The sequence below is a fragment of the Fusibacter paucivorans genome (genome assembly GCF_018390735.1).
Lineage (GTDB): Bacteria > Bacillota > Clostridia > Peptostreptococcales > Acidaminobacteraceae > Fusibacter > Fusibacter paucivorans.
Genome location: NZ_JAHBCL010000027.1, coordinates 39,058 through 60,064, shown reverse-complemented (window position 1 = coordinate 60,064; position 21,007 = coordinate 39,058). Strand labels below are relative to the sequence as shown.

General features: G+C 45.1%; 18 protein-coding genes and 1 riboswitch. Of the genes, 17 read left to right on the top strand and 1 reads right to left on the bottom strand.

The genetic code is table 11. From position 1 onward, the window contains the following. Positions 1 to 37: 37 nt before the first annotated feature. Positions 38 to 577 (top strand): DNA topology modulation protein, encoded by a 540-nt coding sequence (locus KHM83_RS14640; RefSeq protein WP_213237779.1) that lies wholly within the window; start codon positions 38 to 40, stop codon positions 575 to 577. Here the strand turns inward: KHM83_RS14640 and KHM83_RS14635 are convergent. Continuing rightward, entirely contained in the window at positions 523 to 987 is a 465-nt protein-coding gene (locus KHM83_RS14635) for a low molecular weight protein-tyrosine-phosphatase (protein WP_213237778.1), read from the bottom strand. The genes KHM83_RS14640 and KHM83_RS14635 overlap by 55 nt on opposite strands. A gap of 187 nt (positions 988 to 1,174) precedes the next feature. Between KHM83_RS14635 and KHM83_RS14630 the strand changes: the two genes are divergently transcribed. From KHM83_RS14630 to KHM83_RS14555, 16 genes are all read left to right on the top strand, one after another. Further along, positions 1,175 to 1,984 (top strand): GNAT family N-acetyltransferase, encoded by an 810-nt coding sequence (locus KHM83_RS14630; protein ID WP_213237777.1) that lies wholly within the window; start codon positions 1,175 to 1,177, stop codon positions 1,982 to 1,984. Positions 1,985 to 2,262: 278 nt separating this feature from the next. Further along, entirely contained in the window at positions 2,263 to 2,820 is a 558-nt protein-coding gene (locus KHM83_RS14625) for a PadR family transcriptional regulator (RefSeq protein ID WP_213237776.1), read from the top strand. Beyond that, positions 2,807 to 3,541 (top strand): 4Fe-4S binding protein, encoded by a 735-nt coding sequence (locus KHM83_RS14620; RefSeq protein ID WP_213237775.1) that lies wholly within the window; start codon positions 2,807 to 2,809, stop codon positions 3,539 to 3,541. Before KHM83_RS14625 ends, KHM83_RS14620 begins: the two co-directional genes overlap by 14 nt. 425 nt (positions 3,542 to 3,966) lie before the next feature. Next, the gene (locus KHM83_RS14615; protein WP_213237774.1) at positions 3,967 to 4,425 is read left to right on the top strand and encodes a MarR family winged helix-turn-helix transcriptional regulator; all 459 of its coding nucleotides are present in this window, start codon (positions 3,967 to 3,969) and stop codon (positions 4,423 to 4,425) included. A gap of 247 nt (positions 4,426 to 4,672) precedes the next feature. Continuing rightward, positions 4,673 to 6,409 carry an ABC transporter ATP-binding protein gene (locus KHM83_RS14610; RefSeq protein ID WP_213237773.1) on the top strand — a complete coding sequence of 579 codons (1,737 nt, stop codon included), beginning with the start codon at positions 4,673 to 4,675 and terminating at the stop codon, positions 6,407 to 6,409. Between the two features lie 22 nt (positions 6,410 to 6,431). Continuing rightward, positions 6,432 to 8,243 (top strand): ABC transporter ATP-binding protein, encoded by a 1,812-nt coding sequence (locus KHM83_RS14605; RefSeq protein WP_213237788.1) that lies wholly within the window; start codon positions 6,432 to 6,434, stop codon positions 8,241 to 8,243. Between the two features lie 23 nt (positions 8,244 to 8,266). Next, positions 8,267 to 9,814, top strand: a complete 1,548-nt coding sequence (locus KHM83_RS14600; RefSeq protein ID WP_213237772.1) for an efflux RND transporter periplasmic adaptor subunit — start codon at positions 8,267 to 8,269, stop codon at positions 9,812 to 9,814. Between the two features lie 228 nt (positions 9,815 to 10,042). Beyond that, positions 10,043 to 10,624 (top strand): hypothetical protein, encoded by a 582-nt coding sequence (locus tag KHM83_RS14595; RefSeq protein WP_213237771.1) that lies wholly within the window; start codon positions 10,043 to 10,045, stop codon positions 10,622 to 10,624. A gap of 334 nt (positions 10,625 to 10,958) precedes the next feature. Continuing rightward, positions 10,959 to 12,653 (top strand): M3 family oligoendopeptidase, encoded by a 1,695-nt coding sequence (locus tag KHM83_RS14590; RefSeq protein ID WP_213237770.1) that lies wholly within the window; start codon positions 10,959 to 10,961, stop codon positions 12,651 to 12,653. Between the two features lie 188 nt (positions 12,654 to 12,841). Beyond that, positions 12,842 to 12,939, top strand: a riboswitch (glycine riboswitch). A 125-nt stretch (positions 12,940 to 13,064) separates the two neighbouring features. Continuing rightward, the gene (gene gcvT / locus KHM83_RS14585) at positions 13,065 to 14,165 is read left to right on the top strand and encodes a glycine cleavage system aminomethyltransferase GcvT (RefSeq protein ID WP_213237769.1); all 1,101 of its coding nucleotides are present in this window, start codon (positions 13,065 to 13,067) and stop codon (positions 14,163 to 14,165) included. 214 nt (positions 14,166 to 14,379) lie between these two features. Beyond that, positions 14,380 to 14,763, top strand: coding sequence for a glycine cleavage system protein GcvH (gene gcvH, locus KHM83_RS14580; protein ID WP_213237768.1), 384 nt, complete (start codon positions 14,380 to 14,382; stop codon positions 14,761 to 14,763). Continuing rightward, positions 14,763 to 16,106, top strand: coding sequence for an aminomethyl-transferring glycine dehydrogenase subunit GcvPA (gene gcvPA, locus KHM83_RS14575; RefSeq protein ID WP_213237767.1), 1,344 nt, complete (start codon positions 14,763 to 14,765; stop codon positions 16,104 to 16,106). Before gcvH ends, gcvPA begins: the two co-directional genes overlap by 1 nt. Then, on the top strand, positions 16,100 to 17,578 hold the full coding sequence (gcvPB, locus tag KHM83_RS14570; RefSeq protein ID WP_213237766.1) for an aminomethyl-transferring glycine dehydrogenase subunit GcvPB: 1,479 nt from the start codon (positions 16,100 to 16,102) through the stop codon (positions 17,576 to 17,578). Before gcvPA ends, gcvPB begins: the two co-directional genes overlap by 7 nt. Before the next feature lie 17 nt (positions 17,579 to 17,595). Further along, positions 17,596 to 18,999, top strand: coding sequence for a dihydrolipoyl dehydrogenase (gene lpdA / locus KHM83_RS14565; protein ID WP_213237765.1), 1,404 nt, complete (start codon positions 17,596 to 17,598; stop codon positions 18,997 to 18,999). A 24-nt stretch (positions 19,000 to 19,023) separates the two neighbouring features. Beyond that, entirely contained in the window at positions 19,024 to 20,256 is a 1,233-nt protein-coding gene (gene glyA, locus KHM83_RS14560) for a serine hydroxymethyltransferase (protein ID WP_213237764.1), read from the top strand. A 148-nt stretch (positions 20,257 to 20,404) separates the two neighbouring features. Next, complete coding sequence (locus KHM83_RS14555) at positions 20,405 to 20,983, top strand: histidine phosphatase family protein (RefSeq protein ID WP_213237763.1); 579 nt, start codon at positions 20,405 to 20,407, stop codon at positions 20,981 to 20,983. The last annotated feature ends 24 nt before the right edge of the window (positions 20,984 to 21,007 follow it).

Sequence of the window (21,007 nt, the reverse complement as noted above, 5' to 3'; positions counted from 1 at the left end):
TATATTTGATAAGTGGATGAGAGGCGGGAACTCCGAGATGAAAATAGCAGTATTAGGTTATAGCGGTAGCGGGAAGTCAACACTGTCCGCATTTTTGGGCGATTTATATCATATTCCTGTGCTGCACTTAGACACCGTTCAGTTTAAACAAAACTGGCATGAACGTGATCGCGATGAAGCGCTTGCCATGGTTGATAGGTTTATGACACAGGATGACTGGGTGATCGATGGCAATTACAGTGGCTTTGCACAGGCAGAACGACTGCAAATGGCCGATACCATTATCTATATGAACTTTTCAAGATGGCAGTGCCTATGGCGTGTATGGAAACGCTATCGAGCGCATCGCAATCAGGTGCGGCCGAGTATGGCAAATGGCTGTATCGAAAAACTGGATATTGAATTTATCAAATGGATCCTCTTCGACGGGAGAAGTGCGGCAAAACGCAAGCACTACGCGGCACTTTTAAAACGCTATGCGGCAAAGACCATTGTCCTCCACAATCAAAGTGAATTGGATGCCTACCAGCTTTCAGTTGCTTCCAAATGTGCTAAAAGGCCTTCGCAGCCAGCGTAGACATCTGTCCACGTTGCATTAAAATCACGTGTATACCAAGGGTCTGCAACATCTCCCGGATGGTCGGTATAATCCAGTAACAAGGTGCACTTATCTTCGGGATCGCCGCCAAAACAACGCATCATATTGCGCATATTGGCAGAATCCAGACCGATGATAACATCAAAAGCCGCATAATCGGCAGCGCTGAGCTGACGGGCTGTTTTGCCGGAACAGTCAATTCCCTTCTGGCTGAGAAGCTTCTTAACGGGCGGATATACGGGATTTCCAAGTTCTTCGCTGCTCGTGCCGGCGGACTCAACGTGATAGTGTGCTTCTAGGTGATGGGTGTGAATGAGGTGTTTCATAACGAATTCTGCCATTGGGCTTCTGCAAATATTGCCATGACAGACGAATAATAGATTAATCATAAATGAACGCCTTTCTATAAACGATTTCGCGATGTGTATTTGCGCATTTTCAGTCGGTGTAATCACCTTTTAATGTTTGCGGTTGCCCTTAAGTATAACATGAAATTTTAAGATTTTGTAATGCATCTTGCCATTTACGCCCTCTGTGCTATAATAGTTGAAATTTAAACAGGGAGGCATGATGCAAATGATCCGAAAACTTACAGCAGCAGACACTGAAATGACCATGGCTTTTTTAAGCGAAGAGCCATCCATCAACTTATTTCTAATTGGTGATATTGAGGCCTTTGGTTTTGATACCGATTTTCAAGAAGTATGGGGACAGTTTGACGATCAGCATGAGCTTGAAGGTGTGCTGTTAAGATACCGTGAAAGCTTTATTCCCTATTTTAAGAAAGAAGTATTTGATGTTTCGGCATTTAAAGCGATAATCGCACAGTTTCCTGATCCAAAAGTGATTTCAGGCGAAAAGCGAAGAGTGGCACCATTTGAAGGTTTTTTGCCGAATAATGTGACCAAAGAAACCTATTTCTGTGAAATAGCCGCGATCGAAAAACTAAATGATCGGCACGATGTAAGTGCCAACATACAGGTTGCACAGCCAAAAGACGCTGCGCGCGTTGTTGAACTGATTGACCAGATTGAAGAATTTGCCGGCACGAGGACGACGGTTGAAGCGACTGCACATAAAATTGAAACACGTACAGGCCGCATCTACTATATTGAAAATGAAGACGGCGTAATGACCGCAGTTGCGCAAACATCTGCAGAGAATTCAATTTCTGCGATGATTGTTGGCGTTGCAACATTGCCTGCTTATCGCAACAAGGGCTATGTCAGTGCCTGCATGAGCGCCTTATGCCGTGATGTCATGGAAGAAGGCAAGACGCTGTGCCTATTTTATGATAATCCGAAAGCGGGCAGCATTTACCATCGATTGGGATTTGAAACAATCGGCATGTGGACCATGATAAAACCCATGCCATCGTCGCTCTAGGCTTCTTTTACAGATGATAAGAGGAAAACACCATTCCTATTTGTTATTATTGATATTAAAGTCATACCCTGCTAATGGGGTATGGCTTTTTTGATGTTGAGACAGTGTTAAAGTCTGGTTAGAATAAGGCGCTGGCGATTGCTTTTTTTGTGGAAACGTTGTAAGCTATAATCAAACGATAAATATATCTATTAGATATATTAGCGTAATTGGTCAATTGATAACAGCTGTGTGACAATTGGATGGCCTACACAGCATTGTATTTCAGGTGAAAACAAATGAAAAAAACGACTTATGTTATTTTGGGATTATTAAGTGAAGCACCGATGACCGGTTATCAGATCAAGCAGGTCATTGACATTCGGTTTAAATTTTTTTGGCGTGAAAGTTATGGTCAAATATTTCCAACGCTCAAAACGATGGTCGAATCAGGTGATATCAACATCCTCGATATCGCACCGCAGAACAATCGCGCGCAGAAAACATATGCCATTACACCTCAGGGAACAGCCAAATTAAAAACGTGGCTGTCGATGCCGGTTGAAACAGAAATGGTAAGGCTTGAATTGCTTTTGAAAATGTATTTTGGCAATCTTGCTGACCGAGAGGCGATGCAGTCGCATTTAGCGGCATTTCAAGCAGCACATCAAAGTGATTTAGATCAGCTTAATGCCTTTTCAGATGAAGTAACAAAACTGTTGGATCAAGATGAAAATCACCCGATGGTGTTAAGTGTAATCGACTTTGGCCAGAAGGTGAATCGCGCTTATTTGGCATGGGTAGAGGCAGCACAAAAACTATTTAGTGAAGGAGATGAAGCTGATGCAGCGAAATAGCAGATCAAGTAAAATTCGAAAGACCCTTTTATGGCTGTCTTTATTTTGTTTCCCATTGACGCTCAATTATTTTTCACCGGTGCTGTCGCTGTCAGGTGCCTTTCAAGGCGTTATAACAGGCAGTGTTATCACCTTTGCAGGGTTGTTGATCACAGGCGTTTTCATGAGGCGCGCATGGTGCGGATGGCTCTGTCCGGGCGGCGCAATCGGTGAATTATGTCGGCAGGTCAATGATTCAAAAGTGAACGCCAAACGGCTTAAATGGGTACGGTACAGTGTTTTTGCCATTTGGTTCAGCATCATGCTCATCGGATTTTTCAGAGCCGGCGGCGTGCAGCAGGTTTCGCCCTTCTTTATGACGGAACGCTATATTGCCGTTGATTCACCGGAAAAATTTTTCATTTATTATCTTGTCGTCGGCATCTTGTTTGTGCTCGATATGGTTCTTGGCAGCAGAGGGGCATGTCACAGCATATGCTGGATGTCTCCCTTTTTGGTAGCTGGTGCAAAAGCAGGGCAAATAATACATGCACCGCAGTTAATGATTGGCGCGCGTGAAGCGGACTGTATTCATTGCGGTAAATGTTCTAAAACGTGTCAAATGAGCATTGACGTTATGCAGCACATTCAGAGTGGTCAAATTAAACACGACGACTGCATTCTCTGCGGTGAATGCATTGATGTGTGCCCAAAGCAGGTTTTGTCCTATCGCTTTGAATAAAGGCGCAAAAGCATTCAGTTTTTGCTTTTATCTGAGATCCTTTAAGCGCATGTTATTGAAATCATGCCTACGCTCATGCTTTCAAATAGGCTGCAAACTTGTTTTGAATGGATGTATTTCGACAATGCACTTGCCATAAAATGGTTTAGACAACTTCAAATGAAACAGAAGAGCACGCCGATGTCGTCAAAGTCATCGGCGTGCTTTAATATTGCCGCAAAGTCACAAAACGTTCATTCTTTTTTGATTGACACAAATTGGCCAGATGCGTATACTAAATAAGTATCATTTGTTTAAGATGCTAAATAATTAATGTATTAAAATATAAACATGCTAAACGAGATAAGACATGTGGTTCGCAATGTATGGAAACTTTATAAAGGCAATAAAGCGGTGCTTAATGTTTCAAGGAAAGGAGCGGACGATTGGAAAAAAAGAATGTTGATAGAATTTACCGAATTATGCAGACCTTTCAACGCATGCACATGGTTAATCCCAACGCCAGTGAAATAGCCAGAGGCGATTTGATGATGATGAAGCGCATCGCGATGAACAGTGATGACGGCGACGGCATTATGATATCAAAACTTGCGGCATTGATGGAAATCAGCAATTCAGCGGTGTCCCAAAAAATAAGTGCGCTGGAAGAAAAGGGATATGTCGAACGCTATTCGACGAAGAATGACCGAAGGCGCGTCTATGCAAAAATGACACTGGAGGGACAAGCGGTGCTCGACCGCGAAAATGCAAGGCTCATTGCAAGCATGACAAAGATCTTTGAGCGCATGGGTGAAGAAGATACAGAGAAGTTTATTGAACTGCTCGACAAGCTGTATAGTGTGGTAAACGAAATGCGGCATGATCATAAAAATGGCTGTGGTTAAAGTTTTGAGATAATGATCCCATTGATGATCCAAGTATTAAGCTTTTACTCATCAGTAAGCAGAGAGGGTAATGATTCAATTTTCTCAGATACCATTGCATTGTTTGCAATGGTTAAATTTTGCTGCCGGTGGGACGCAGTGACCGGGAGAAAAGATTGTGTGATAAAGCAATAAAGAATAAAGCAATAAAGAATAACGTAATTAAAAATAAAGCAATGAATAATAAAGAAATAGAATGGAGTCATACATGTTAAAACTTGTGAAGTATTTAAAGCCATATGCTCTCATGATTTTAGCTGCTGTAATGCTTTTGCTGATACAGGCAAACTGTGATCTGGCGTTGCCGGACTATATGGCGGACATCGTCAATACCGGCGTTATGTCAGGGGGCATCGGCTTTATCCTTAAAACCGGTGCGACGATGATTTTGATAACGCTCATTGGCACCTTAGCGTCCATTACGGTGGGGTTTATGGCGTCAATGACGGCGGCAGGTGTGGCTCGTGACTTGCGGAAAGATGTTTTTAAAAGGGTTGCCGCTTTTACCAATGCCGAATTCGATCAGTTTTCGACGGCATCGCTCATTACGAGAACAACCAATGACATTACGCAAATTCAGACCGTGCTCGCCATGATGATTCGCCTGATTTTCTATGCGCCGATTTTGGGCTTCGGCGGGATCATCAAAGCGATTAACAGCAGCGCTTCAATGTCGTGGATCATTGGCATCGCCGTGATTACCCTGTTGGGGGTAATTGCAATTCTGTTTTCAATCGTGCTGCCGAAGTTTAAACTCATTCAAAAACTCGTCGACCGATTGAATTTGGTTACACGGGAAAACATTGACGGGATGCTCGTCATTAGGGCATTCAACACGCAGCAGTTTGAGCTTAATCGTTTTGACAAGGCAAATGAAGACTTAACGCAGACAAACCTTTTTGTCAATCGCATTATGGTGCTGCTCATGCCGGTGATGATGCTCGTTATGAACCTAGTCTCAGTGGCCATTGTATGGGTGGGATCGAAACACGTGTCATCTTTTCAAATGAACATCGGTGACATGATGGCTTATATGCAGTATGCCATGCAGATCATCATGGCTTTTCTCATGATGTCCATGATGTTTATCCTCGTACCGCGTGCTGCGGTATCAGCAGACAGGGTAGCCGAAGTTATTGAAACGATGCCGAGTATTGTCGATGATCCAAACCCGGATCATTTTGAAGCGGATTTTACACCGGAAGTTGTGTTTAAAGATGTCAGCTTCCACTATCCCGGCGGTCAGGGCGATGTTTTGCATCAATTGAACTTTACAGCGAAAGCGGGGCAGACAACGGCCATTATCGGCTCTACGGGCAGCGGTAAATCGACGCTTGTCAACTTAATCATGCGTTTTTATGATGTGACGGACGGCGGCATTTACGTCGGCGGCAAAAACATTAAAAACCTTAAACGACATATGCTTCGCGATAAAATCGGTTATGTGCCGCAGAAAAGTATCCTCTTTTCCGGGACGATAGAATCAAATCTAAAATACGGCGATCAAACCGCTGATATTGAAACCGTCGAACAGGCATCTCGCATTGCGCAGGCGACGGAATTTATTGAAACAAAAGAAGAAAAATACGCATCCACCATTGCACAGGGGGGCACGAACGTCTCAGGCGGCCAAAAGCAAAGGCTTTCCATTGCGCGGGCACTGGTGAAAAATGCGCCGATTTATATCTTTGACGACAGTTTTTCAGCACTAGACGTCAAAACGGATCAAAAATTGAGGACTGCACTAAAAAAAGAAACTGGCGACAGTACCATTATTCTGGTTGCTCAGCGCGTCAGTACCATTATGTATGCAGAACAGATTCTGGTACTGGACAACGGTCGTATCGTTGGCAAGGGGACACACGAATCCCTGTTAAGAACCTGTGAGGTCTATCGCGAAATTGCGCGGTCGCAGTTAAGTGAGGAGGAATTGGCACTTGAGTGAATCGAGACAACAACGTGGACCGATGGGTGGCGGCATGGGCAAAAACATGGCGGGCTCTGATGCAAAGGTCAAGGACTTCAATAAGACGCTGAGGATGCTCTTAGGTTATATGAAGCCCTATCGCGTCAAGGTCGGCCTGGTCATTTTTTTCGCATTGTTTTCCACGACGTTTTCCATCGTCGGCCCGAAACTACTGGGTAAGGTTACGACCAAACTTGCAGAAGGCCTCATTGCATTTTACCTGCAAACGGGACTTCTAACGGACTTTCAATACATTGGCAAGATGATTACGCTGCTGGTCGTTCTCTACATCGTTTCGGCGATCTGTTCTTATACACAGAGTTATTTAATGACGGGTGTCTCCATGCGGGTGACTTACAAACTCCGCAAGGACATCTCAGAAAAAATGAATAGAATTCCACTTAATTACTATGATACCAGAACACACGGCGAGGTACTCTCCAGAATAACCAATGATGTCGACCTCGTCAATCAGACGCTCAATCAGACGATGACGCAGCTCATTACTTCGACGACGATGATTATCGGCGTCTTGACGATGATGCTTTCCATCAGCTGGCTGATGACCATTGTCGCTCTGCTGGTGGTACCACTGACTATGGTGATTATCGGTGTAGTGATTAAGCGATCACAAGGTTACTTTAAGGCACAACAAAAGCATTTAGGTGAACTGAATGGGCATATTGAAGAGATTTATGGCGGCCACACCATCGTCCAGGCTTTTAACGGTGAAGCAGATGCTGTTGAACACTTTGACAGTATTAATGATGAACTTTATCATTCTGCTTGGAAATCGCAGTTTGTTTCAAGTATTATGATGCCCGTTATGAACTTTGTCGGCAATTTGGGCTATGTACTCGTCAGCATTCTCGGCGGCTATTTAGCCGTGAAAAAGGTCGTTGACATTGGTGATATTCAAGCCTTTATTCAATACATGCGTTCATTTACACAGCCTGTATCACAGTTGGCGTCAATCTCCAATACATTGCAGTCAACCGTTGCAGCTGCTGAACGCGTGTTTGAATTTTTAGCAGAACCGGAAGAAATACCCGAATCGTCATCGCCAATTACAGCGGAGGCCATTCACGGTGATGTTACTTTCGATCATGTGAGCTTTGGCTACAATCCTGAACAGCTGATTATCAAAGATTTTTCAGCAGAAGTGAAAGCGGGTCAGCGCATTGCCATTGTTGGTCCGACAGGTGCAGGCAAGACGACGATTGTCAAACTGCTGATGCGGTTTTACGACATCGGCAAAGGGGATATCAGCGTCGACGGGCACAGTATTTATGAATTTACCCGTCACGATCTCAGAGAGCTGTTCGGCATGGTGCTTCAAGATACATGGCTCTACAACGATACCATCATGGAGAACATTCGATACGGTACACCGGAGGCAACTGATGAAGAAGTCATTGAAGCGGCGAAGGCTGCACATTGTGATGAGTTTATTCGAGCATTGCCGGATGGGTATCACATGGTGCTCAATGAAGAATCCAGCAATATCTCGCAAGGGCAAAAACAGCTGTTTACCATCGCGCGTGTGATTCTGGCCAATCCTAAAATACTCATTTTGGATGAAGCGACAAGTTCAGTCGACACGCGAACGGAGATACTCATTCAGCGCGCTATGGAACATTTGATGCAAAATCGAACGAGTTTTGTCATCGCCCACAGGCTGTCAACCATTAAGGATTCGGATTTAATCCTCGTCATGAAAGACGGCGATATCGTGGAACAGGGCAACCACGACACATTGCTTGCACAAAATGGATTTTATGCAGAGCTCTATATGAGCCAGTTTGAAGAATAGAATGAACAGGAGGAACATCACCTATGAGCGAAAAACAAATGCAGTCAAACAGTGCATCTGAGAAACCAAAGAAGGGCGGACGAGGCAAGAAAGTCATTGGCGTGCTCTTGCTGATCGTTATTGCGGCAGCAGGTTACGGCCTATACTATTTTAATCAGCACAGCAATTACTTTACAACGGAAAACGCAAAAGTGACGGCGAAAATGTATTCGGTTACGCCGCTGTCCGACGGTGAACTCATTGAATGGTCGGTGAATGCCGGCGAAAAAGTTGCAAAGAACCAAGTACTTGGCAGACAGGCAACACTGCCGTATATTACATCGCCAATTGACGGTACAGTCGTTGTCAACTCAGGCATAGCAGGCCAAATGGCTTCACCGGCAACACAACTCGCCGTTGTCGCTGATACCGATCATTTGTATATCGGCGTCAATGTTGAAGAAACGGATATTGCAAAAGTAAAAGTCGGTCAAACCGTAGACGTTACACTGGATGCCTATCCGGGTACGACATTTAAAGGCGTTGTCAGTAATATTGATTTAATCACGCAAACATACTTTTCAGGTGCAACGAGCTTTAGTACCAGCGGCACCTTTACAAAAGTAACACAGCTTATTCCCGTAAAAGTATTTATTAAAAATCCTGAACAGCTGCCAATGACATTTGGGATGAATGCAACGGTTAAAATTCACATTGGCGAATCCGTTTCAGAAGAGACGGCGGCAGCAGCAGCGGCGCTTGCAGCAGTTGAAACAACACCGAGAATTTATACGGCGACACTTGAAGCTTCTGACAGCATTGATGTCATTCCAAATGTCGCAGGCAAAGTTGAAAATATCTACAAAAGTGTTGGCGACAGTGTTAAAGCGGGTGATCTTCTCTTTGAACTCAGCAAGACTGATCGTGAACTCGTCGCCAACCAAGCAGCGGCAAGCTATAAAATCGCTGAGACAACTTATCAAAGCAGTTTAACGAGTTATAACAGCAAATCAAGTGTAACACCTGCGAGAATTGCTTATCAAAATGCAGCAGACAATTATGACCGCATTAAGGCGCTATACGATTCCGGCAGTGCATCAAAGACATCACTCGACAGTGCCAAAGCGCAGATGGATTCAGCAAAGGCACAGCTCGATACAGCATCTCAAGGCATTGTAACGTCGCTTGAAACGACCAAAGCACAAGTTGATGCGGCGAAGGCCTCTTGGGATATTGCCCTTAAAAACTTGGAAGACTGCACCGTAAAGGCGCCAATGGACGGAGAAATTGCAATGGATTCAATTGATATCGGCGATATGGTTTCATCACAGACAAAGGCGATGTCAATTATTGATGCAAAAGAAGTAAAATTGACCATTGAAGTGACAGAAAGCCAAATCGGCGGCGTTACCGCAGGCGAAGACGTAACGGTGACGGTGCCGGCACTTGGCATTGTGAGAACAGGTAAAATAATAACCGTGGCACCTGCAAGTGACGCAGCGACGGGGACATTCCCGGTAGACATTACCGTTTCAAATGATGACAGCGCACTCAAACCCGGTATGGTGGTTCAAGTGACACTGACAAATTAGATAAAAGCAAATAACGACAATAAATCTAATAACGACAATAAAGCTATTAAAGATAATATAGACCCCCTCACCGGCAAGATGAATGGTTACCAAAAGGTCAGTTGTTAAGAAACGACTTTTCGGGTCATTCAGCAATGATGCCGTGAGGGGATTTTTTACGCACTCTTTACCATTGCTTGATATGAACTGAACATTCCAGTTTTAAAATAATGGCAAAGAGGTGATCTTATGAAAATGGAAATCAACGTGCTCTCAAGGCAGGTTGACCTGAGAAGGGCACAGATGAAAGTACTCATTTCAAAATATGCAAACAGACCGAGTGTCTTTGCACTGTGCTTTGCCATGGCAGCCATTGTTTATTATATGCTCGTGCGCCACCAGACAGTTGATAAAGTGGCCGCACTGCCGCTCGCGATCTATGCGCCAATTATTGTACTGTATACCGTATTTCACATTCTCAGACTTATAAAACGCCGTGATCTGGCAACCTATCAAATTGATATCGATGGCACGGCTGTCAGTTTTCAAAACTTGTCAAATGTGACAGAAGATCATTTGACAGCACCCGTCACAGTGGATATAAAACAGATTGAAAACATCGAAAAGACAGAGGGCGGCTACATTCTGACTTTTATTAAAACCGGACTCAACGAACTGGATGATGCAACATTTAGGGCACTTGAAGCCATGAGTCTCGTTAAGTTCGACACACCGGAAGCGTATATATTTGTTCCGCGAATGAGCTTTGAAACTTATTATGCATTAAAACGCTTTGATCGATGGCTGAATGATTGCCAGCTTGTCGCCTGATCATATGATTATGAATTGATATCGGTTCCTCAATTGGTACCGATATGGTTTGATGCGATAACATTCAAGAAAATAATTATATAGATGCCCATTACGATAGGCATGCTATAAAGCGATAAACCGGCTGCTTTTTATCGAAAGAGAGCAGCGCTCGGAAACACCAACTGCGACAATGCGTGGATTGGTGTTTTTTTATGCCATTCCCTCAGTTGTTAAAAGGATTTAATTTTATTTTCCGCTTGAATAGGGTAATGTAGTAAGGAGAAAGCGATAACAGAAAGCAATGACAGAAAGCAATGACAGAAAAGAAAAGGCATAAACAAAAGGAGGCCGCATGAAATTTAGCGAATTTAAATATGAAAGACCAGATATCCAGCAATTGACACGAGAAATGGGCGCCTTGACAGAAGCCATTCGAACGGCACACAGTGGTGATGCCGTCATTGAAGCGATTGAAAAAGTCAATGATATTCGAAGACATTTTGATACCATGATGACATTGGTGAGCATACGCTACTCGCTTAATACAGAAGATCCCTTTTATACAGGAGAGCAAGAATTAATGGACAATATGGGGCCGGAATTTGAAGCGTTGACCAATGCCTATTATAAAGCAATTTATGCGTCTGCGCACCTTGATAAAGCGAAGGCGAAATACGGCGATCACTTTTTTAAGTTGATCGAAGTTAATTTAAAGGCATTTGATGAAAAGATTATTGAAGATTTGAAACAGGAAAATCAATTGACCAGCCAATATACTAAATTGAGGAGTTCGGCAAAAATTCCTTTTGAAGGTGAAATAAGAAACTTGTCCCAAATGGGACCGTTTTACGAGGACCCGGATCCACAAATACGAAAAGCTGCTCATTTGGCGACCAGTGCCTTTTTTAACGATCATCTGGAAGCTTTTGATGCCCTTTATGATAAACTCGTCAAAACACGGGATGCCATGGCCCGAAAAATGGGTTTTGAAAACTATACGCCGCTGGGTTATTTGAGACTTATGCGCACTGATTACGGCCCTGCCGAAGTCAAAGGCTATCGCGAACAAATATTAAAAGAACTGGTGCCTGTGACGACAATGCTTCGAGAACGCCAAATGAAAAGGCTTGGTCTCACAAGACTGACTTTTGCCGATGAGGGCATTGCTTTTTTAAGCGGCAACGCTAAACCGATCGGGTCAACGGCAGAAATTCTCGAAAATGGGCGAATTATGTATCATGAGTTGTCGCCAGAAACCGGTGCGTTTATTGATCTTATGTACGATCAGGAACTCATGGACGTTGAAGCGCGTGCCGGGAAGTCCGGCGGCGGCTATTGCACATTCTTGTATGATTATAACGCGCCGTATATCTTTTCAAACTTTAACGGAACCTCAGGGGACGTGGACGTCCTGACCCATGAAGCCGGTCACGCCTTCCAAACCTATCAAAGCCGTCATTACGAATTGCCGGAATACCTATGGCCGACACTTGACGCCTGTGAAATACACTCCATGAGCATGGAATTTTTAACATGGCCTTGGATGAAACGCTTTTTCGGCGATCAGGCGGATAAATACCTGTTTAATCATTTGACAGAAGCAATCCTGTTTATTCCGTACGGTACCATGGTGGACGCATTCCAGCACGAAGTGTATGCAAAACCTGAAATGACGCCTGAGGCAAGGCGCCTGTTGTGGCGAGACCTTGAAAAAGCATATTTGCCGCATCGCGATTACGACGGCGATGCCTTTCTCGAAAGCGGCGGCTTCTGGTTTAGACAGGGACATATTTTTAATAATCCGTTTTATTACATTGATTATACATTGGCACAAATGTGTGCATTTCAGTTTCACATTGCCAACCAAGCGGATCATCAAGCGGCATGGACGCGCTATTTGGCACTATGCAAGCGTGGCGGCAGTGCTTCCTTCCTTGAGCTCGTCAAGGAAGCGGGATTAAAAAATCCATTTGAAGATGATACCGTCAAGAAGATTTTACCGGCATTGACGGCATGGCTCGAAGCACAGCCTGACGATCAATATTAGTAAAACATGAATTTTTATTCGGATCTTTTAAAATTTATGGTTGCTATTCGCGGAACAATCGCCTAAAATAGAGTTACAAAGAATAAACCAGTTGAGGATGATGCGAGATATCATATTTTGATAGCCGAAGGAGCAATGGGTCGTTCGCCAAAACGCGCCAGAAACTCTCAGGCACCAGTAGCATCATCGGATGGAACTCTGGAGAGCCCTTTTAATAGGCACCGAAGGAGGAATTTAGCGGAATACCGCTTTAGAAACTCTCAGGTAAAAGAACAGAGGTATATGAAGGCATTAGCATTGCTATGCCCGCATATACCTCTTTTTTATTGCAACACAGCTTTAATGATTCAAATCTTACGATAAAAAATGGGTATAGCTTTAATAGCTGACAAAGATTTAAGGAGGCAGTAAATGAGTGAAAAGAGGACGGCGCTTTATGAAAAACATCTGGCGTCAGGGGGCAAAATGATTGCTTTCTCCGGATGGGAAATGCCTGTTCAATACGAGGGGATTATCGAAGAACACGAAGCGGTGCGCTATAATGCCGGCATGTTTGACGTCTCCCATATGGGGGAAGTACGCATTGAAGGCAAAGATGCGACAGCATTTGTTCAGCACCTTTTTACCAATGACATCGGGGTGCTGATGGAGGGACAGGTTCAGTACGGTATGATGCTCTATGAAAATGGAACGGTTGTTGATGATCTGTTGGTCTACAAGTATTCAGAAACGGATTATTTTCTGGTGATCAACGCAGGCAACATTGATAAAGATGTTGCATGGATTGAACAGCATGCGTCTGCTTTTAACGTGACGGTAACACACTTGTCTGATGCCTACTCGGAGATTGCCGTACAGGGTCCAAAGGCAGAAAGCATTTTGCAGAAACTTACAGACTTTGATCTCAGCAGTATTGGCTTTTTTCACTTTGTCGACGGTGTCGTCATAGATGGCGCGCAGTGTCTGGTATCCAGAACGGGATACACGGGCGAAGATGGTTTTGAAGTGTATGCGCCGCATGATACCATTTTAAAACTTTGGGATACAGTGCTGAATGCCGGCAAAGCGGAAGGCTTGAAGCCCTGTGGACTTGGCGCAAGAGATACACTGAGATTTGAAGCGAGTCTGCCGCTCTACGGTCATGAAATCTCTGATTCCATCACACCGCTTGAAGCGGGACTTGGCTTTTTCGTGAAACTTGACAAAACGGGTTTTATCGGTCAAGAAGCACTGAAAGCCCAGAAAGCAACGGGGCTAAAGCGAAAAATCGTTGGCTTTGAAATGGAAAAAGGCATCCCGAGACAAGGCTATGAAGTCTATGCTGGCGAAACACTCATTGGTACAGTTACCACAGGTTATTTCTCGCCGACACTTAAGAAAAATATTGGCCTCGCGTTAGTAGGGATTGATTATACGAGTATGGGAACTGCCTTTGAGGTAAAAGTTCGAAAGAAACTGTTCCCTGCAACGGTGATCAGTAAACGCTTTTATCAAAAACAATATAAAAAGTAAGGTTAAAAAGGCTTACAGAATTATCTTACGAAATGACATAATGCATAACTTGCTAGCGTTTTTAATCGTTTATGGAAATAGCGCGATGGGTAGACTGCTGTATTTTTGCTAAACGGCAATGCAATCGACGGCTTATTGACAAACGGCTGAAACGCATTGAATAACCGAATGATAACTTATAAAAATGTATGAGAGAATGAGGAGGACAAGGCAAATGAAAACGGTAGAAGGATTATATTATTCAAAAGATCATGAATGGCTTAAAATTGAAGGCGATACAGGTATCATTGGCATATCAGATCATGCACAGCATTCATTAGGAGACATCGTCTATGTCGAAGTGCCGGAAGAAGATGATCACTTTGATGCAGGAGACAGCTTTGGTACCATTGAATCGGTTAAAGCGGCATCTGATCTTTTGATGCCTGTCGGCGGTACAGTTCTCGAAGTGAATGAATCCCTAGAAGATGAACCGGGCAGTGTAAACAGTGCGCCATATGAAAGCTGGATCATTAAAATTAAATTCGATGATGTTTCAGAACTTGAGGCGCTTTTAGATGCTGCCGGCTATACGGCATTTTGCGAAGAGGAGGCATAATGTTTCCCTATATCCCCAATACAGACGAAGATGTGGCACGCATGCTTGAGGCCCTTGGGCTCGACAGCGTTGAAGCGCTCTTTTCAGATGTTCCGGAGGCGGTAAAGCTCAACAGACGGCTTGATTTATGTGCACCGCTTTCGGAAACGGAAGTAACCAAACAGATAAAAGCACTTGCCGACCAAAATGTCTCAACGGATTCACTGGTTTGCTTTTTAGGCGCTGGTGCCTATGACCATGCTGTACCATCCGTTATCAAGCATTTGATCGGACGTTCGGAGTTTAATACAGCTTATACACCTTATCAGCCTGAAATCAGCCAGGGAACACTTCAGGCGATCTTTGAATACCAGACGATGATTGCCAACCTCACGGGGATGGATGTCGCCAATGCCTCCATGTACGACGGTGCATCGGCGACCGCCGAAGCGGCAATGCTTGCAGCTGCAAACCAAAAGGGCGATACGGTACTCATCGCTTCGACGGTACATCCGGAGACGATTGCAGTCGTTGAAACCTATATGCGCTTCAAGGGCATCAAAGTTGTTCAAATTGGAGCAAAAGACGGCGTGATGGATCGTGATGCGCTTACAGCGAAATTAAATGCCGATGTTGTGGGCGTCGTTGTTCAGCAACCGAATTTTTACGGCATCGTAGAAGATTATTCGGGTGTTGCAGAGGCTGTACACGAAGCAAAAGCGCTGTTCATCATGAATGTCGATCCAATCGGCGCGGCACTTTTAAAGACGCCGGGTGAATATGGCGCAGATCTAGCCGTAGGCGAAGGACAGCCGCTTGGCAATGGCCTTAATTACGGTGGCCCGTATCTTGGGTTTATGGCGTCGACGAAAAAGCAAATGCGAAAACTGCCCGGACGCATCGTCGGGCAAACGGTAGACCTCGACGGCAAACGCGCCTTTACACTGACACTTCAGGCGCGTGAACAACACATTCGCCGAGAAAAAGCGACCTCTAATATCTGCTCCAACCAAGCGCTCAATGCACTGACGGCGACGATTTTTATGAGTGTCACAGGTCGTGAAGGCCTCTATCAAATGGCGGCGGAAACGGCGAGACGCGCCTATTACGGTTATGAAAAACTGTTGGCAACCGGGCACTTCAAGCCGGCTTATGCACAGCCGTTTTTCAGAGAATTCGCACTGGAAGTCAATGGTGGTGCCGATGTTGATTCCATCAATGCGCACCTTTTCGAAAACGGCATATTGGGAGGCCTGAATATCAGTGATGATAACGCACAGCGCATCCTTTTCTGCATCACAGAAAAACGAACTGTCGAAGAAATTGACCGATTGGTCGAAGTATTGGAGGCATATCCATGGTAAATTACGATCAATTGATTTTTGAAATATCCAAACCGGGCAGATCAGCATATCGCGTTGCAAAGGCGGATGTCTGTGATAAACCGATTGAATCCATTATCCCTGCAGGCTTATTGAGAGAAACCTCACTTGAACTGCCGGAAGTCTCTGAACCCCAGCTCGTGCGTCACTACACGCTGCTGAGTCAGAAAAACTTTGGCGTCGATACGGGCTTTTATCCGCTCGGTTCCTGTACAATGAAATACAACCCGAAACTCAATGAAGATATGGCTGGATTTTCAGGCTTTGCCGCGTTGCATCCTCAGCAAAAGACACAGCAGACGCAGGGTGCGCTTGAACTGATGTATGACCTCTCGGCCATGTTGTCAGAAATTGGCGGGATGGATGCTTTTACACTCCAACCGGCTGCCGGGGCACATGGCGAGCTGACAGGCCTTATGATAATGAAAGCTTATCATGAGAGCAGAGGCGACCAAAAGCGAACCAAAATTATTGTTCCCGATTCAGCTCACGGCACCAACCCTGCCAGTGCCAATGTTGCCGGTTTTGATATTGTCGAAATTAAGTCGACGCGCATGGGCGAAATCGATCTGGAAAGCCTCAAGGCGGCACTCGGTGATGACATTGCCGGGCTGATGCTGACGAATCCCAATACACTTGGGCTCTTTGACCGCAATATCGTCGAAATCGCGCGACTGGTGCACGAAGCAGGCGGGTTGCTCTATTATGACGGCGCCAACCTCAATGCCATTTTAGGTCAGACGAGACCGGGCGACATGGGATTTGACGTTGTGCATTACAACCTGCATAAGACTTTTTCCACCCCGCATGGCGGCGGCGGCCCGGGATCAGGCCCGGTGGGCGTTAAAGCATTTCTCGAACCGTTTCTGCCGACGCCGGTTGTCATAAAAAGTGAGAGTAGCTATGATCTGTCATACGACAGACCGCTCAGCATTGGCAAGGTAAAGAGTTTTTATGGCAACTTTGGCATACTCGTCAGAGCCTATACGTTTATTCTTTCAATGGGTGCCGAAGGCCTTAAGCGCGCCAGTGAAATGGCGGTTTTAAACGCCAGCTATATTCAGGAAAAACTGAAAGACCATTATCAAGTCTTTGCCAATACAAAGTGTAAGCATGAATTCGTACTGGCGGGGTTAAAAGGTGAACTGACGCAATGTTCAACGCTGGACGTCGCAAAACGACTGCTGGATTACGGCTATCATCCGCCAACGATCTATTTCCCACTCATCGTGCCGAATGCGATTATGATTGAACCGACAGAATCCGAAAGCCTCGAAACACTGGATGATTTTATTGACATTATGATTAAAATCAGTGAAGAGGCAGATACAAATCCCGAAGCGCTGAAACAGGCGCCAACGACGACGCCAATTCGACGCGTCGATGAGATTAGGGCGGCGAGAACGCCTATTCTCAAGTGGGAACCGACGCCTGCAACATCCGAAGAAGCGTAAACAGGAGGCCATTTATCATGACGGCAAAAAAAATGATCGTGATCGGCGGCGGTCCCGGCGGGTATGTTGCAGCCATTAGAGGTGCCCAGTTAGGCGCGTCGGTAACGGTTATCGAATCAAATAAAATCGGGGGCACCTGTCTGAACGACGGGTGCATTCCTACAAAAGCGCTCTATAAGAGCGCTTCGCTTTATCATGCCATGACCGAAACGGCACAATTCGGCATTCATGTCGATGGATTTCGACTGGATATGGCGGGTGTACAAGGCCATAAACAGCAAGTGGTGGGTACATTGGTCGATGGCGTTGCGGCATTGTTAAAAGCCAACCGCATTGACGTTATCAGCGGCAAAGCACATCTTATGTCAAACAGGCAGGTAGCTGTGAGTACACCTGAAGGAGAGACGACGGTTTTATCAGCTGACGGCATTGTCATTGCAACAGGTTCTGAACCGATGATGCCGCCGATTGAAGGCATTGACCTCGAGGGCGTCGTTACCAGTGAGCAGATTTTGAAGTTTGATTTTGTTCCGAAGAAACTGACCATTATTGGCGGCGGTGTGATCGGTATGGAGTTTGCCGGCATTTTTAATGCCTTTGGCAGTGAGGTTACCGTTGTTGAATTTGCCGATCAGATTTTAGGGCAGCTTGACGCAGAAATTGTAAAACGCTATGCTGTTCAGGCGAAAAAGCAAGGCATTGCCATTCATAAGCAAACAAAGGCAAAACAGATCAGAAAATTGGAAAATCAAGCGCTCGTCTGTACTTGTGAAGGCAAAAAAGGCGATTTTGACATTGAATCCGATCAAATTTTAGTCTCTGTTGGAAGAATTCCGCGGATTAGGGCTTTAAATCTTGACGAAGCTGAGATAAAATATAGCTTAAAAGGTATTGAAGTAACTGAACATTTCGAGACAAACCAAGCGGGAATATATGCCATTGGCGATTGCAACGGTAAAACCATGTTGGCACATGCTGCGTCGCATCAAGCGATTGAAGCGGTTGACCACTTTATGGGGGTATCGCATGAACATTCGGCAACGCCTATTCCAAGCTGTGTATTTGTCAATCCGGAGATTGCCTCAGTCGGACTGACTGAAGAGGCACTCAAGGAAAGTGGCATAGCTTATCTCAAAAGTAAATTTATGTTTGGTGCAAATGGCAAAGCACTCACAATGGGTGAAGGTGAAGGCATTCTCAAAGTGCTCTCCGATAAAGATGGCGTCCTGTTGGGCGTACACATCATGGGACCGCATGCTTCCGATCTCATCCACGAGGCAACACTGGCACTGCATCAGGCACTTGACGTAAACGCCATAAAAGGAATGATCCACGCACACCCGACTTTGTCCGAAGCATTCCACGAGGCTGTTTTGGGATTAAAGGGGGAAGCCATTCACTTGGCGCCTTTGAAAAAATAGAGATCGTTGAAAGGAGTTTGATGCATGAATCTTACATTGATTAAGGAAAATGATCCAGAGCTTTATGAAAGCATGCGACTTGAGCTTGAGAGACAAACGAACAATATCGAGCTGATCGCATCGGAAAACTTTACAAGTCCGACCGTAATGGCGGCAATGGGGACACATTTAACAAACAAATACGCAGAAGGTTATCCCGGCAAGCGCTATTATGGCGGCTGTGAGTACGTTGATATCAGCGAAGACTTGGCAAGAGACCGCATGAAAAAACTCTTTGGAGCCGAGCACGCCAACGTTCAGCCGCACTCAGGCTCACAGGCGAATATGGGCGTTTATATGTCCGTGCTTAAACCCGGCGATAAGATTCTAGGCATGAACTTGGCAGACGGCGGCCATTTAACCCATGGTTCTCCCGTTAACTTTTCAGGTATCCTTTATGATTTTGTGTCTTATGGCGTTAATGAAGACGGATGGATCGATTACGATGCACTTCGTGCAAAAGCCATTGAAGAAAAACCAAAGATGATCGTCGCAGGTGCCAGTGCTTATTCCAGAATGATTGACTTTGAAAAGATCCGAGCGATCTGCGATGAAATTGACGCATACATGATGGTGGATATGGCACATATCGCCGGACTGGTAGCAGCAGGTTATCATCCAAATCCAGTGCCTTTTGCAGATTTTGTGACAACGACGACGCATAAAACGCTCCGAGGGCCAAGAGGCGGTGCCATTCTCTGTAAAGAAGCCTATGCAAAAGCAGTTGACAAGGCGATTTTCCCAGGTATCCAAGGCGGCCCGCTGATGCACATTATTGCGGCGAAGGCAGTTTGTTTTAAAGAAGCGATGTCAGATGATTTTAAAGTTTACCAAAAACAAGTCATTGACAATGCGGCAGCGCTGTCGGAAGCACTGATTGACCGCGGCTTTAAAATCGTCTCCGGCGGCACAGATAATCATCTTATGCTCATCGATCTCCGCAGTAAAAACATTACGGGGAAAGATGCTGAAAAATTGCTGGATTCCGTCGGCATTACAACCAATAAGAATACAGTGCCAAATGAAACGGCAAGTCCTTTTGTGACAAGCGGTATCCGTATTGGAACACCGGCATCGACGACAAGGGGATTTGGCAAAGCAGAAATGATTGAAATTGCCGATATCATCAGCTTTGTCATTGATAACAAAGACGGTGATCTCACTGATGCTAAAAAACGCGTTAAAGCGCTGTGTGATCGTTTCCCGCTGTATCAATAAGGTTTAACGGACTGATAACCGACTTCATCTCGATGAAGTCGGTTTTTTGTGTTTTAAATCGGATAATGGGTATGCATTAACGAAACAGCGAAAAAAGAAACAACGAAGCAGATATGATTTTGGAGAGGCGTGTCAAAAGGGGGGCATCATGAAACTGTACTTGGTCAGGCACGGTGAGCCGAGTTATACACCGTGTACGCGAAGGGGGTTAATTGGACAGGGGCGAGATTTGGCGGCGTTGAATGACATTGGCATTGCTGAAATGATTGAAGCGGGGAAGCGGCTTAGCGAAACAGATGCTGAGGTGATCTTATCGTCACCATACACGCGGGCACTGCAATCGTCGGCCATTGTGGCAAAAGAGACAGGGCTGACCACCGTTGTCGTTCACGACTTGCACGAATGGATTCCCGATACGACATTTCAGTACGGCTCTTATAAAGAACTAAAATTGCTCTTTGAGGACTTTAAGCAACATAAAGGGGTATTGCCGGAAGAAGTGTCCCAGTATGCTGAATATACGAGATGGGAACCCTTAGCATCTGTTAAAGAGCGGGTCAGAACAGCACTGCTGGCCTATGCGCAAACCTATCAGTCGGCGATTGTCATGGCACACGGGATGGTGCTTCAAAGCCTGTTTTATCAGGAACACTATCTCTATGGTGAAATTAAAGTGATTGATTTTGATGAACATTTCAAGTCACCTGTGTGGCCGCTGGAATTGTAAAAGCCTATCCTAAAACTGCATGAG

Excerpts from the sequence above, each read along its gene's own strand:
- gcvPA (WP_213237767.1), top strand. The coding sequence starts at position 14,763 with ATGTTTCCCTATATCCCCAATACAGACGAAGATGTGGCACGCATGCTT.
- KHM83_RS14595 (WP_213237771.1), top strand. The coding sequence starts at position 10,043 with ATGAAAATGGAAATCAACGTGCTCTCAAGGCAGGTTGACCTGAGAAGG.
- KHM83_RS14555 (WP_213237763.1), top strand. The coding sequence starts at position 20,405 with ATGAAACTGTACTTGGTCAGGCACGGTGAGCCGAGTTATACACCGTGT.
- KHM83_RS14640 (WP_213237779.1), top strand. The coding sequence starts at position 38 with ATGAAAATAGCAGTATTAGGTTATAGCGGTAGCGGGAAGTCAACACTG.
- KHM83_RS14635 (WP_213237778.1), bottom strand. The coding sequence starts at position 987 with ATGATTAATCTATTATTCGTCTGTCATGGCAATATTTGCAGAAGCCCA.
- KHM83_RS14590 (WP_213237770.1), top strand. The coding sequence starts at position 10,959 with ATGAAATTTAGCGAATTTAAATATGAAAGACCAGATATCCAGCAATTG.
- KHM83_RS14630 (WP_213237777.1), top strand. The coding sequence starts at position 1,175 with ATGATCCGAAAACTTACAGCAGCAGACACTGAAATGACCATGGCTTTT.
- gcvT (WP_213237769.1), top strand. The coding sequence starts at position 13,065 with ATGAGTGAAAAGAGGACGGCGCTTTATGAAAAACATCTGGCGTCAGGG.
- gcvH (WP_213237768.1), top strand. The coding sequence starts at position 14,380 with ATGAAAACGGTAGAAGGATTATATTATTCAAAAGATCATGAATGGCTT.
- KHM83_RS14610 (WP_213237773.1), top strand. The coding sequence starts at position 4,673 with ATGTTAAAACTTGTGAAGTATTTAAAGCCATATGCTCTCATGATTTTA.
- KHM83_RS14605 (WP_213237788.1), top strand. The coding sequence starts at position 6,432 with ATGGGTGGCGGCATGGGCAAAAACATGGCGGGCTCTGATGCAAAGGTC.
- KHM83_RS14600 (WP_213237772.1), top strand. The coding sequence starts at position 8,267 with ATGAGCGAAAAACAAATGCAGTCAAACAGTGCATCTGAGAAACCAAAG.
- KHM83_RS14620 (WP_213237775.1), top strand. The coding sequence starts at position 2,807 with ATGCAGCGAAATAGCAGATCAAGTAAAATTCGAAAGACCCTTTTATGG.
- KHM83_RS14625 (WP_213237776.1), top strand. The coding sequence starts at position 2,263 with ATGAAAAAAACGACTTATGTTATTTTGGGATTATTAAGTGAAGCACCG.
- glyA (WP_213237764.1), top strand. The coding sequence starts at position 19,024 with ATGAATCTTACATTGATTAAGGAAAATGATCCAGAGCTTTATGAAAGC.
- gcvPB (WP_213237766.1), top strand. The coding sequence starts at position 16,100 with ATGGTAAATTACGATCAATTGATTTTTGAAATATCCAAACCGGGCAGA.
- lpdA (WP_213237765.1), top strand. The coding sequence starts at position 17,596 with ATGACGGCAAAAAAAATGATCGTGATCGGCGGCGGTCCCGGCGGGTAT.